Source organism: Xanthomonas translucens pv. undulosa, from assembly GCF_017301775.1.
Taxonomy (GTDB): Bacteria; Pseudomonadota; Gammaproteobacteria; order Xanthomonadales; family Xanthomonadaceae; genus Xanthomonas_A; species Xanthomonas_A translucens.
This window is the reverse complement of the sequence record NZ_CP063993.1, coordinates 401,771-415,403: the sequence shown is the minus strand read 5'-3', so window position 1 is coordinate 415,403 and position 13,633 is coordinate 401,771. Positions and strand designations below refer to the sequence as shown.

Sequence of the window (13,633 nt, the reverse complement as noted above, 5' to 3'; positions counted from 1 at the left end):
CGGAGTCGGACGATGATCATAGCCATTCCTGTTGGCCCGCAGCGAGCGAACGTTCGCATCCGGCGCGCGGGGTACGCGCTGGTTCTGTTTGGTGGCCTGGGCGCGGTCGGAGCCGCCTGCGCCGATGACGCGCCGGCCTTCGATCGTCCCGGCATCGGCTTCGCCTCGCAAACCCTGCCGGCCGGTAGCGTCGCCTTGGAGCAGGCGCTGTCGGACGTGAGCTACGACCGCAGCAGCGGCGTGCGCAGCACCGAGTACGTGGCCGACAGCCGCTTGCGGATCGGCCTGAGCGCGCAGGCGGAGCTGCAATTGGCCCTCGACAGCCAGGTCTGGCAGCGCGTGCGCGGCACCGGCGAGGATTTCCGCGGGCACGGCGGCGGCGATGCCAGCGTCGGCCTGAAATGGGCGCTGCCGAGCGCGCGCGACAGCTTTTCCTGGGCGCTGCTCGGTACCGCCGCGTTACCGGTGGGGCGTGCGCCGTACGGCGACGACGGGCATCGCTACGACCTCGGCGTCAGCGCCGGTTGGGACCTGGACGGCGGGCGCAATGTCGCGTTGTACGCCAACCTCAGCGACAGCGATGACGGCCACGGCTGGACCGTGTCGCCGAGCTATACGTTTTACGCGCAGGGCAACCTCAGCGCCTATGCCGAAGCCGGCATCGGCGGCGGCGAGGACCAGATGCGCGCGCTCGGGACCGGACTGACCTGGTTGATCGCGCAGCGTGTGCAACTGGACCTGTCGGTGCTGCGCGGGCTGTCCGCGCCGACCTCGGATTGGCAGGGCGGGCTGGGCGTGTCGGTGCTGTTGCGCTGAGCTGCTGTTAGCCCCTCTCCCGCTGAGAAAGGGGGTGGGGTAAGGGGCCGGCGCGAAGCGTCTCGCGGAGTTTGGGTGCGCGAGGCTGCGCCCGTCCCCTCATCCGGCGCTGCGCGCCACCTTCCCCCAAAAAGGGGGCCATGGTCCCGGTGGGAGAAGGACGCCCTCACTCCGGATCGTAGTCCAGGTTCGAGGCCAGCCAGCGCTCGGCCTGCAGCAGCGGCACGCCCTTGCGTCGCGCGTAGTCGGCGACCTGTTCCTTGGTCAGCCGCCCGACCACGAAATACTGGCTCTGCGGATGGCTGAAGTAATAGCCGGATACCGCCGCGGTCGGCAGCATCGCGAAGCTTTCGGTCAGTGACATGCCGGCGTTGCGTTCGGCGTCTAGCAGCGCGAACAAGGTTTTCTTCTCGCTGTGCTCGGGGCAGGCCGGATAGCCGGGGGCAGGGCGGATGCCGCGGTACTTCTCGGCGATCAGCGCCTCGTTGTCCAGCGCTTCGTTGTCCGCATAGCCCCAGAATTCGCGGCGCACGCGCTGATGCAGGCGCTCGGCCAAGGCCTCGGCCAGGCGATCGGCCAGGGCCTTGAGCAGGATCGCGTTGTAATCGTCGTGCGCCGCCTCGAAGCGCGCCACATGCGGCTCGATGCCGATGCCGGCGGTGACCGCGAACGCCCCGATCCAGTCCTGCTTGCCGCTGTCCCTGGGCGCGATGAAATCGGCCAGGCACAAATCGGGGCGTTCGACGGGTTTGTCGACTTGTTGGCGGAGGAAGTGCAGGAGGTGTCGGGACTCGGGACTCGGGACTCGGGACTCGGAAGCGCTTGCCTGCAAGGCCGGACTGGCACCGGATGCGTCTGCCGAGTCCCGAGTCCCGAGTCCCGAGTCCCGCCTCATCAACACCTCCACATCATCCCCCACCGCCTGCGCCGGCCACAGCCCGAACACCGCCTTGGCAGTCAGCCATTTCTCGCCGACGATGCGCTTGAGCATCGCGCGCGCGTCGCGGTACAGGTCGCTGGCCTGCTGGCCGACGACCGCGTCGCTGAGGATCGCCGGGAACTTGCCGGCCAGTTCCCAAGCCTGGAAGAACGGGGTCCAGTCGATCAGGTCGATCAGCTCGGGCAGCGGATAGTCGTCGAACACGTGCAGGCCCGGCTGTTTCGGCACCGGCGGCGTGTACGCGTCCCAGCCGCCGTCGAAGCGCTGCGTGCGCGCCTTTTCCAGCGAGACCAGGCGCTTGGCGTCGCCGCGGTTTTTGTGACGCTGGCGGATCTCGGCATAGTCGGCGTCGTTGCCGGCCACGAACGCGGCGCGCAACTCCTTGGAGATCAGCGACTGCGCCACGCCGACCGCGCGCGAGGCGTCCTTGACCCACACTGTCGGCGCGGCGTAGTGCGGATCGATCTTCAGCGCTGTGTGCGCGCGCGAGGTGGTGGCGCCGCCGATCAGCAGCGGCATCGAGAAGCCCTGCCGCTGCATCTCGCGGGCGACGTGGCTCATTTCCTCCAGCGATGGGGTGATCAGCCCGGACAGGCCGATGATGTCGGCGTTCTCGGCACGCGCGCGGTCGAGGATGGTCTGGGTCGGCACCATCACCCCCAGGTCGATCACGTCGAAGTTGTTGCAGGCCAGGACCACGCCGACGATGTTCTTGCCGATGTCGTGCACGTCGCCCTTGACCGTGGCCATGATGATCTTGCCGTTGGACTTGCCGGTGTCGCCGGTGCGCAGCTTGTCCGCCTCGATGTACGGCAGCAGGTAGGCCACCGCCTTCTTCATCACCCGCGCCGACTTGACCACCTGCGGCAGGAACATCTTGCCGGCGCCGAACAGGTCGCCGACCACGTTCATGCCGTCCATCAGCGGGCCTTCGATCACGTCCAGCGGGCGCGTGGACAGCTGCCGCGCTTCCTCCGTGTCCAGTTCCACATAGGCGTCCACGCCGTGCACCAGCGCGTGCGCCAGCCGCGCGCGTACCGGCTTTTCGCGCCAGCTCAGGTCCTCGACGCTGCTCTGGCCCTTCTTGCCCTTGTAGCGCTCGGCGATCTCCAGCAGGCGCTCGGTGCCGTCGCGGCGGCGGTTGAGGATCACGTCCTCCACGCGCTCGCGCAGGTCCGGGTCCAGGTCGTCGTAGATCGGCATGCCGCCGGCGTTGACGATGCCCATGTCCATGCCTGCGGCGATGGCGTGGTACAGGAACACCGAGTGGATCGCCTGGCGCACGGTTTCGTTGCCGCGGAACGAGAACGACACGTTGGACACGCCGCCGGACACGTGGCAGTGCGGCAGGGTCTTGCGGATGATGCGGGTGGCCTCGATGAAGTCCACCGCGTAGTTGTCGTGTTCCTCGATGCCGGTGGCCACGGCGAAGATGTTCGGGTCGAAAATGATGTCTTCCGGCGGGAAGCCGACCTGCTCGGTCAGGATCCGGTAGGCGCGGCTGCAGATCTCCATCTTGCGCGCGCAGGTGTCGGCCTGGCCCTGCTCGTCGAACGCCATCACCACCGCGGCGGCGCCGTAGCGCAGCACCTTGCGCGCGTGCTCGACGAACACCGCCTCGCCTTCCTTCAGCGAGATCGAGTTGACCACGCTCTTGCCCTGCAGGCACTTCAGCCCGGCCTCGATCACGCTCCACTTGGAGGAATCGACCATGATCGGGATGCGCGCGATGTCCGGCTCGGACATGATCAGGTTGAGAAAGCGGGTCATCGCCTTCTCCGAATCGATCAGGCCCTCGTCCATGTTGACGTCGAGGATCTGCGCGCCGCTAGCGACCTGCTGGCGCGCCACCTCCACCGCTTCCTCGTAGCGCTCTTCCTTGACCAGCTTGCGGAACTGCGCGCTGCCGGTGACGTTAGTGCGTTCGCCGACATTGACGAACAGCAGGTCCGGGGTCAGCAGCAGCGGCTCCAGGCCGGACAGGCGGGTAATGCGCACGGACATAGGTCAGCCTTGTAGGATCGTTGCGGTGGGCGCGCGTGCGCCAGCGGCGGGGGCGGCGCTCGCCGCGCCGCGCGCGCATGCAGGAAGCGGCAGCGGATGCGCGCGCATCTCAGGCCGACTGTGCCTGCGCCGCCAGCGGTGTGCGCGGACGTAGCCCGCGCATCGCCTCGGCGATCGCCTGGATATGCGCCGGGGTGGTGCCGCAGCAGCCGCCGACCAGGTTGAGCAGGCCGGATTCGGCGAACTCCTTCAGCGTCGCGGCCATTTCCTCCGGGGTCTCGTCGTACTCGCCGAAGGCGTTGGGCAGGCCGGCGTTGGGATGCGCGCTGACGTAGCCGTCGGCGATCCGCGCCAGGGTCTCCACGTGCGGGCGCAGGTCGCTGGCGCCGAGCGCGCAGTTCAGCCCCACCGACAGCGGCCGGCCGTGCGCCACCGAAGCATAGAACGCTTCGGCGGTCTGCCCGGACAGGGTGCGCCCGGAAGCGTCGGTGATGGTGCCGGAGATCATCACCGGCAGGCGCGCGCCGCGCGCGTCGAACACTTCCTCGATCGCGTACAGCGCCGCCTTGGCGTTGAGCGTGTCGAAGATGGTTTCCACCATCAGCGTGTCGGCGCCGCCGTCGATCAGGCCTTCGACCGCTTCGCGGTAGGTGCCGCGCAGTTCGTCGAAGCTGGTGTTGCGGAAGCCGGGATCGTTGACGTCGGGGCTGATCGAGGCGGTGCGGCTGGTCGGGCCGAGCACGCCGATGACGAAGCGCGGCTGATTCGGGGTGAGCGCCTCGACCGCGTCGCAGCAGTCGCGCGCGACTTGCGCGCCGGCCTTGTTGAGTTCGTAGACCAGGTGTTCCAGATGGTAGTCGGCCTGGCTGATCGAGGTGGCGTTGAAGGTGTTGGTTTCCAGCAGGTCGGCACCGGCGTCGAGGTAGGCGCGATGGATGCCGGCGATCACCTCCGGCCGCGACAGCAGCAGCAGGTCGTTGTTGCCCTTCAGGTCGTGGTCCTGCGGCGCGTGGTCGCAGCCGGGTCCGTGCACGTGCGCGCCGTCGTAGCCGGCGGCGAAGCGCGCGCCGCGGTAGTCGGCTTCCTGCAGGTCGTGGCGCTGGATCATGGTGCCCATCGCGCCGTCGATGATCAGGATGCGTTCGGCCAGGGCCTGCAGGAGTTTGTGCGTGCGCTGGGGGTGTAGCCAGGGCAGGCCCGGGACTCGGGACTCGGGACTCGGGACTCGGTCAAAGGCGGATGTACTCATGCTCTTGCTCCTGCTTCGGCCCTGGCTTTTCCGAGTCCCGAGTCCCCAGTCCCGAGTCCCGGCTTCACCGCAATCAACGACACCACCTCGAAATGCGGCGGCCGCTTCTCGCGGGTCACGGTTTCCAGGCTGGACACGTCCAGCCCCGCTTTCTGCACGAACTTGCGCAGTTCCTTGGAGGCGAAGCCGAGGTTGAGGTGGCCGTAGGCCTGCACCGCGGCCTTGTGCTCGTGGCGGGCCAGGCTGCACAGCAGCAGGCGCCCGCCGGGGCGCAGCACCCGCGCCGATTCGGCCACCGCCTGCGCCGGCTTGGCCGCGTAGGTCAGCGCGTGCATCATCACCACCAGGTCGAAGCTGGCGTCGGCGAACGGCAGCGCGTGCATGTCGCCTTCGCGCACTTCCACGTTGCCCAGCCGGCGCAGGCGCTCGCTGGCCGCGGCCACCACCCGCGCGCTGGTGTCGATGCACACGTAGCGGCGCGCATGCGGGGCCACCAATTCGGCCAGCACGCCGTCGCCGGAGGCGATGTCGAGCACGTCGCCTGTCTCCAGCAGCGGCAGCGCGGTGCGCGCCAGCGCTTCCCAGGTGCGCCCGGGCGAATAGTGGCGTTCCATGTCGCCGGCCACCGAGTCGGCCCAGTTCTGGTCGGCGGCGCGGTTGGCCAGCACCGCAGCCACGCGTTCGGCGTCCTGGCGCAGCAGCGGATCGTCGCTGCCGGTGCTCAGCGCCAGCCACAGCGCACGCTGCGCCGGGTCCAGTTGCGCTTCGTCGAAGCGGTAGTAGGCCGACACGCCGGCGCGGCGGTCGCGCACCAGCCCGGCCTCCTTCAGTTTGGCCAGGTGGGTGGAAACGCGCGGCTGCGCCAGCCGGGTGATCGCCGACAGCTCGGCCACGGTCAGCTCTTCCTGCTCCAGCAACGCCAGCAGGCGAACCCGGGTCGCATCGGCGAACACCTTCAGCCGGGTCGACCAGTCCTCCAGATCCATAATATCTTCCTATCGCGATATAGAGATATTCTGGTCCCGAGGCTGGATCGGGTCAAGTCGTGCGCACGCCAGCGTATGGTCTGGGTGGCTACAATGGCGCATCACACAGCCTGGGAGGGGATCTACGTGGATTTCAGCTTTACTGAAGAGCAATTGATGATCCAGGACGTGGCGCGACGCATCGCCCAGGAACGGATCGCCCCGAGCGCCGAGCATCACGACCGCACCGGCGAGTTCCCGCTGGAGAACATCCGCCTGCTCGGCGAGAACGGCTTGATGGGCATCGAGGTGCCGGAGGAATATGGCGGCGCCGGCATGGATCCGATCGCCTACGTGCTGGCGATGGTCGAGATCGCCGCTGGCGACGCCGCCCATTCCACCATCGTGTCGGTCAACAACTCGCTGTTCTGCGCCGGCATCCTGAACAACGGCGACGAGGCGCAGAAGCAGAAGTACGTGCGCGCGATCGCCGACGGCAGCCACATCGGCGCGTTCGCGCTGACCGAGCCGCAGTCCGGCTCCGACGCCACCGCGATGCGGTGCCGGGCGGTGCGCCAGGACGACGGCAGCTTCGTCATCAACGGCAAGAAGAGCTGGATCACCTCCGGCCCGGTCGCCAAGTACATCGTGCTGTTCGCGGTCACCGATCCGGAGCAGGGTTCGCGCGGTATCACCGCGTTCGTGATCGACACCGACAAGCCCGGCTTCCATCGCGGCAAGACCGAGCCCAAGCTCGGCATCCGCGCCTCGGCCACTTGCGAGATCGAGTTCCAGGACTACGTGGCGACCCCGGACGAGGTCCTTGGCGCGCCGGGCGAGGGTTTCAAGATCGCGATGAGCGTGCTCGACGCCGGCCGCATCGGCATCGCCTCGCAGGCGATCGGCATCGCCCGCGCCGCCTACCAGGCCACCTTGGACTACGTGAAGGAGCGCAAGGCGTTCGGCTCGCCGATCGGCGCGTTCCAGATGACCCAGGCCAAGATCGCCGACATGAAGTGCAAGCTCGACGCGTCGCTGCTGCTGACCCTGCGTGCGGCATGGGTGAAGGGGCAGGGCCAGCGCTTCACCACCGAGGCCGCGGTGGCCAAGCTGACCGCCTCCGAAGCGGCGATGTGGATCACCCACCAGGCGGTGCAGATCCACGGCGGCATGGGCTATTCCAAGGAAATGCCGCTGGAGCGCTACTTCCGCGATGCCAAGATCACCGAGATCTATGAAGGCACTTCGGAGATCCAGCGGTTGGTGATTGCGCGGAATGAGACGGGGTTGCGGTAAGGTTTTCGGGACTCGGGACTCGGGACTCGAAAAGCCTAAGGAAGCTCTGAACAAGCCTCCCCATATCGGCGACACTATCAGGATGTGATCGAGGGCGTGAGACATGACGCAGCTGAGCTTCTCCGACGCCGAGCATGCCGGTAAGCGCAAGCGAACCCGCCGCGAGGTGTTCCTCGCGCAGATGGACCAGGTCGTGCCGTGGAGCGCGCTGCTGTCGCAGATCGCGCCCCACTACCCGAAGGCCGGTGGGGGCCGCCATCCGTATGGGCTGGAGACGATGTTACGCATCCACTTCCTGCAGCAGTGGTATGCGTTGAGCGACCCGGCGATGGAGGAGGCGCTGTACGAGATCGCCTCGATGCGTCAGTTCGCACGGGTGTCGTTGCTGGAGGCGATACCGGATGAGACGACGATCCTCAACTTCCGGCATTTTCTGGAACGGCATGGATTGGCGCCGAAGCTACTGGAGGCGGTGAACCGGCACCTTCAAGGCAAGGGATTGTTGCTGCGACAGGGAACGATCATGGACGCCACGCTCATCGAGGCGCCGAGTTCGACGAAGAACAGCAGCGGCACGCGCGATCCGGCGATGCACCAGACCAAGAAAGGCCAGCAGTGGTTCTTCGGGATGAAGGCGCACGTCGTGGTGGATCGGGACTCGGGCCTGGTGCACACGGTGGTGTCGACCGCGGCGAACGTGGCCGATGTGACGCAGGCGCAGAAGCTGCTGCACGGCCAGGAGCGCGAGGTCTACGCCGATGCCGGGTATACCGGGGCGGACAAGCGCGAGGAACTGAAGGGCAAGCGCCTGTGCTGGAACATTGCCGAGCGGCGGAGCCGGATCAGGGCGCTGCCGGAGGGCGAGTTGAAGACCCTAAGCGAATTCGTCGAGCACCTGATCGCCAAGGTGCGGGCGCGGGTGGAGCATCCGTTCCGGGTGATCAAGCGGCAGTTCGGCCACCGGAAGGTGCGCTATCGGGGGCTGGCCAAGAACGACGCGCAGTTGAACGTGCTGTTTGCGTTGTTGAATCGCCCCGGCTTCTGTAGACACCCCGAAGCCTCATTTTGATCGTTGCTTTTCGAACTCTACCGGAGACAGCCCGTTGTTGTGTCCGTGCTGTCGTCTGGTGTTGTAGAACATCTCGATGTAGTTGAAGACGTCGGACTTGGCTTCCTCCCGCGTCACGTAAATCCTGCGCTTGATGCGCTCGCGTTTGAGGGGCTGAAAGAAGCTCTCGGCGACCGCGTTGTCGTGACAGTTGCCGCGCCGGCTCATGCTGCTGACCAGGCCATGTGCTTTCAGGAAATCTTGCCAGTCGTGCCCAGTGAATTGCGTATCTTGATCCGAGTGCACTAGCAGCCCCGCAGGCGGCTTACGTCGCCATACGGCCATCATCAAGGCTTGCAGCACCACGTCGGTGTGCATCGTTGATTGCATCGCCCAACCCACGATCTTCCTTGAGAAAAGATCCAGCACCACGGCCAGGTACAGTGAACCGCCCCGGGAATCCCGGAGTCTCCATGACTTGAGAAGATGGAGCCATGAGCAGAGCAAGCAAGTTCTCCCCGGAGATCCGGGAACGGTCGCTGAAGATGGTTCTGGAGCACCAGGGCGAGTACGACTGGCAATGGGCGGCGATGGTGTCGGTGTCGGCCAAGGTGGGCTGCACAGCCGAGACGCTACGGGGTTGGGTGAGGCAGCACGAGCGCGACGTTGGCAAGCGCGAGGGGATGACGAGCACCGAGCAAGAGCGCATCAAGGCGCTTGAGCGCGAGGTTCGCGAGCTGCGTCAGGTCAACGAAATCCTGCGCAAGGCGTCGGCCTATGTTGCGCAGGCGGAGCTCGACCGCCCCTTCAAGCGATGAAGCAGTTCATCGATGAGCATCGTGATGTCCACGGGGTCGAGCCGATCTGCACGGTGCTGCCGATCTCCCCGTCGACCTACCACGCGCACGCGGCCAGGATGGCCGATCCGCAGTTGCGCTGCGCACGCGCGAAGACCGACGAGGCGTTGACGGCGCAAGTCCAGCGCGTGTGGGACAAGAACTTCAAGGTCTACGGTGTGCGCAAGGTCTGGCGGCAACTGCGACGCGAATAGTTCGACGTGGCGCGATGCACCGTGCAGCGGTTGATGAAGCGGCAAGGCTTGCGCGGCGTCATGCGAGGCAAGACCGTGCGGACGACGGTGAGCGACCCGAAGGCACCGTGCCCGCTGGATCATGTGAAACGGCGATTCAAGGCCGATCGGCCGAACGCGCTGTGGGTCAGCGATTTCACGTACGTCTCGACGTGGCAAGGATGGGTCTATGTCGCCTTCGTCATCGACGTCTTCGCCCGTCGCATCGTGGGCTGGAAGGCGTCGTCCTCGATGCAGACGGACTTGGTGCTCGACGCGCTCGAACAGGCACTCTACGCGCGCAAGCCGGTCGGCCCGGATCGCCTGATTCACCACAGCGACCGAGGCGTTCAGTACGTGTCGATCCGCTACACAGAGCGGCTCGTGGAAGCCGGCCTGGAGCCCTCGGTAGGCAGCGTGGGGGACTCCTACGACAACGCGCTGGCCGAGACCATCAACGGCCTCTACAAGGCCGAGGTGATCCATCGCACGTCGTCCTGGCGCACGCGCGAGGAGGTCGAGTGGGCCACGCTCAACTGGATCGACTGGTTCAACAACCGTCGATTGCTGGAGCCGATCGGGAATATCCCACCGGCCGAGGCTGAGGCCAACTACTATTCTCACTCCCATGAGTCCGCCATGTCGGCGTGACTCAAACCAAGGGGTCTCCGGGAAACCCGGGGCGGTTCAGGTGGTCCCGGCACCGATCCATGTCGTAGGCCTTGTCGGGGTTCAGTCGACAGACGTGTAAAAATGACTCACAAGATCGGATTTCATCTATTGTATCAGTGATTTATCGGGCATTTCTTGGCAACAAAACTACACCGCCAACGCCAGTTCAATCTCATACGGTTCCGTGATCGGCTCCACGTCAATCAGGTAGTCTCCGACTGAGCCTCAATGAGCCAATAGCTCCTTCAACCATGCGATCTCCTCTTGGTCGAATGCCGGGAAATCTTCCGCTGCGCCTGCGAAGGGGTCCGCATCTTGCTCCAAGAACGCAGCGCTGGACGCTGCCAGGTCGCCGTGCGTCGGCGTGCCAGGATCCGGGAGGCCGCCGATCCTGGTACGCCGGCGTTTTACACCCCAGCTACTGAGGGGGAGCAAAGGCGGTGCATCGCGCTGTTCGGGAACGAATACCTCGGCAGCCTGCTGTGCGGAGGAGCGGTTGACAGAACTCTCTGATCGGGACCGTTTGCGGCTGCTTGCCAGAGTCTGGCCTGCCTGGTGCATTGGGCTGGGCGCGTCCAGTTCACGTTCCAGGGAATCGGCGAATGCATCCAAGGACTCCTGGCCCTGAGTTTGAGCCGAAGCAGAGGGCGGTTTCGCCCCTTTCCTCCCTGATGCTTGAAGCATGCGGTCCCAACGCTGGGAGGCTGGGGGGAGCGTTCCACTGATGGCTTCGAGTTCTGTGACGCCCACACGGCGAAATAGCTGTAACAACCCGTGCCTGCTCATCCCGAATTGCCTCATCGCTTCATCAAATGCTTGCGCTGGGTGAGAGTGGCACTGGAAAAAACTCAGCACGCGAACCACTTGCGCGAGGTCGGCAACCAGATGGGCCGTGCCTTCGGGAACACGGTTATGGACTCTTGTGATCAATGCCGGCGCGTGCGGCAATCCCTTTTTCACCGCATCCAGCGCAGGACGTCCGCCGATGCAAGCCAAGGCGACGAGGCGGTCGTTGGTCAACGCGGCCAAGGCCGGATCAGGGCTGGATAACTGGGCAAAAATACTTTCCAGCGCCTGCGTGCCGCCATCGTGGCTGGCGATGGCCACCACCTGCTCCGGGGTCAGGCCATACTCCTTGCACAGCACCGGCAACAGCCGCTGCACCGTCTCCAGCGCCTGCTTACCGCCATTATGGCTGGCGATGGCCACCACCTGGTTCCGGGTCAGGCCATAGGAGGGCTGGCACAGCACCGGCAACAGCCGCTGCACCGTCTCCAGCGCCTGCTTGCCGCCATTATGGCTGGCGATGGCCACCACCTGGTCCGGGGTCAGGCCATAGGGGGGCTTGCACAGCACCGGCAATAGCCGCTGCACCGTCTCCAGCGCCTGCTTGGCGCCATCGTGGCTGGCGATGGCCACCACCTGGTCCGGGGTCAGGCCATAGGGGGGCTTGCACAGCACTGGCAACAGCCGCTGCACCGTCTCCAGCGCCTGCTTGGCGCCATCGTGGCTGGCGATGGCCACCACCTGGTTCGGGGTCAGGGGATGGGGGGGCTTGCACAGCACCGGCAACAGCCGCTGCACCGTCTCCAGCGCCTGCTTGGCGCCATCGTGGCTGGCGATGGCCACCACCTGGTTCGGGGTCAGGCCATAGGGGGGCTGGCACAGCACCGGCAACAGCCGCTGCACCGTCTCCAGCGCCGGCTTGCCGCCAAAATTGTTGGCGATGGTCACCACCTGCTCCGGGGTCAGGCCATAGGGGGGCTGGCACAGCACCGGCAACAGCCGCTGCACCGTCTCCAGCGCCGGCTTGGCGCCAATATTGTTGGCGATGGCCACCACCTGGTTCGGGGTCAGGCCATAGGGGGGCTGGCACAGCACCGGCAACAGCCGCTGCACCGTCTCCAGCGCCGGCTTGCCGCCAAAATTGTTGGCGATGGTCACCACCTGCTCCGGGGTCAGGCCATAGGGGGGCTGGCACAGCACCGGCAACAGCCGCTGCACCGTCTCCAACGCCTGCTTGCCGCCATTATGGCTGGCGATGGCCACCACCTGGTTCGGGGTCAGGCCATAGGGGGGCTGGCACAGCACCGGCAACAGCCGCTGCACCGTCTCCAGCGCCTGCTTGGCGCCATCGTGGCTGGCGATGGCCACCACCTGGTTCGGGGTCAGGCCATACTCCTGGCACAGCACCAGCAACAGCCGCTGCACCGTTTCCAGCGCCTGCTTGGCGCCATCGTGGCTGGCGATGGCCACCACCTGCTCCGGGGTCAGGCCATACTCCTTGCACAGCACCGGCAACAGCCGCTGCACCGCCTCCAGCGCCGGCTTGCCACCGCCATTGCTGGCGATGGCCACCACCTGCTCCGGAGTCAGGCCATAGGGGGGCTGGCACAGCACCGGCAACAGCCGCTGCACCGTCTCCAGCGCCGGCTTGGCGCCATCGTGGCTGGCGATGGCCACCACCTGCTCCGGGGTCAGGTTATAGGGGGGCTGACACAGCACCGGCAACAGCCGCTGCACCGTCTCCAGCGCCTGCTTGCCGCCATTATTGCTGACGATGGCCACCACCTGGTCCGGGGTCAGGTGCAGGGGGGCGCCAGTCAGCGCATTGCGCGATGCATGCACGGCCTCCACCGCGGTCACGCCACCACGTTTTGCAATCTTGAGGAGTTGGCCTGTGACCAACTGTAACGGTGGAGCTCTCAACTCTTCCGCCACCATGAGCAAGGCCTCCAGGGCCCGTGCGCCCGACCACTGTTTGCCGACGCCAACGATGTCTTCGTGTGCGGCCTCTGGCAATGCCGCAATCATCTCCGAATACCTGGCCGCTATGGTTCCTAACGCTGCCGGGTGTTTGCTGAGCTCAACGATGTGCGCGTGTGTAAACCCATGGCCGACCAATGCGGCGTGGTGCTGCGCCACTGTCGAACGCACCGTCGGTTTGATCTTCTCCTGTTGCTGCTGGCTGTAGCCGAACGTGCTTAGATCCACATCCGCGGCAGGCGAAGCATCGGAGGTTTGCGCAGCACGCCGTGGCCGCTGGGCCGGCTTGGCGCGCGGCGGCCGCGCGGCAGTGACAGCTACGCGCACGGGGGGCTGCGGGTCATCGGCTGCACGCAGAGCCGATTGCACCTCATCCAACTCGCCTGTGGCAGCCTGTGCATGATGAGCGCCGAAGGCAGGCATCGAATCAAAAAACGATGCATCAAAAAGCGACGAATCAACCTGACGTAACAGGTCGCTGAAGCTGCCCGCTGAGAACGCAGGCACGCTTGCAGGGGGCGACGGCAGCTGGGTCCGGGACATCGTCCGCCGAGCGGGCAAGCCATCCAGCGGGCTGCCAGCAGGCGGAGACACCAACCGATCCGCAATGGGCTGGACCGCATCCGGCTGAGATCCGGCCTGAAGCTCGCGAGCAGGACTTGGCGTGCGAGAACGAATGGGATCCATCAGGCATTCCTCTTTCAGAGAACGTCGTCGCTTCGATACTAAGGTCTCTGGTCCCGACGCGGCTTCTCCAAATTCGCATAGCAGGACACAACTTCCGATAATCCTGGCAACCCTCGACTAG

7 protein-coding genes, 2 pseudogenes and 1 other annotated feature are annotated in these 13,633 nt (G+C 65.9%); of the genes and pseudogenes, 4 read left to right on the top strand and 5 right to left on the bottom strand.

From position 1 onward, the window contains the following. Positions 1-12 precede the first annotated feature (12 nt). Positions 13-816, top strand: a complete 804-nt coding sequence (locus tag ISN38_RS01565; protein ID WP_004426593.1) for a transporter — start codon at positions 13-15, stop codon at positions 814-816. Positions 817-982: 166 nt separating this feature from the next. Here the strand turns inward: ISN38_RS01565 and metH are convergent, their stop codons facing one another. The 3 genes from metH to ISN38_RS01550 form a co-directional block, all read right to left on the bottom strand. After that, positions 983-3,760, bottom strand: coding sequence for a methionine synthase (gene metH, locus ISN38_RS01560; RefSeq protein WP_047324851.1), 2,778 nt, complete (start codon positions 3,758-3,760; stop codon positions 983-985). 109 nt (positions 3,761-3,869) lie between these two features. Then, positions 3,870-5,009, bottom strand: a complete 1,140-nt coding sequence (locus ISN38_RS01555) for a homocysteine S-methyltransferase family protein (RefSeq protein ID WP_058359002.1) — start codon at positions 5,007-5,009, stop codon at positions 3,870-3,872. After that, a complete protein-coding gene (locus ISN38_RS01550; RefSeq protein WP_004426599.1) occupies positions 5,006-5,995 on the bottom strand; it encodes an ArsR/SmtB family transcription factor in 990 nt (329 codons plus the stop codon). The genes ISN38_RS01555 and ISN38_RS01550 overlap by 4 nt, the downstream gene beginning before the upstream one ends. A gap of 93 nt (positions 5,996-6,088) precedes the next feature. On the opposite strand from ISN38_RS01550, the gene ISN38_RS01545 reads away from it, so the two are divergent. Next, complete coding sequence (locus tag ISN38_RS01545; protein ID WP_206712031.1) at positions 6,089-7,270, top strand: acyl-CoA dehydrogenase family protein; 1,182 nt, start codon at positions 6,089-6,091, stop codon at positions 7,268-7,270. Positions 7,271-7,373: 103 nt separating this feature from the next. Continuing rightward, positions 7,374-8,339 carry an IS5 family transposase gene (locus ISN38_RS01540; protein WP_206712030.1) on the top strand — a complete coding sequence of 322 codons (966 nt, stop codon included), beginning with the start codon at positions 7,374-7,376 and terminating at the stop codon, positions 8,337-8,339. On the opposite strand, the pseudogene ISN38_RS01535 reads toward ISN38_RS01540, so the two are convergent. After that, positions 8,331-8,768, bottom strand: a pseudogene (locus tag ISN38_RS01535) (IS3 family transposase); the annotation flags it as partial. The gene ISN38_RS01540 and the pseudogene ISN38_RS01535 overlap by 9 nt on opposite strands. A gap of 44 nt (positions 8,769-8,812) precedes the next feature. Between ISN38_RS01535 and ISN38_RS01530 the strand changes: the two are divergent. Next, a pseudogene (locus tag ISN38_RS01530) lies at positions 8,813-10,038 on the top strand (IS3 family transposase). Then, positions 9,091-9,207 (top strand) — a sequence feature (AL1L pseudoknot). Its footprint overlaps the pseudogene before it by 117 nt. Positions 10,039-10,284: 246 nt before the next feature. On the opposite strand, the gene avrBs3 reads toward ISN38_RS01530, so the two are convergent. Next, positions 10,285-13,512 (bottom strand): type III secretion system effector avirulence protein AvrBs3, encoded by a 3,228-nt coding sequence (gene avrBs3 / locus ISN38_RS01525; RefSeq protein ID WP_206712029.1) that lies wholly within the window; start codon positions 13,510-13,512, stop codon positions 10,285-10,287. Between the last annotated feature and the right edge of the window lie 121 nt (positions 13,513-13,633).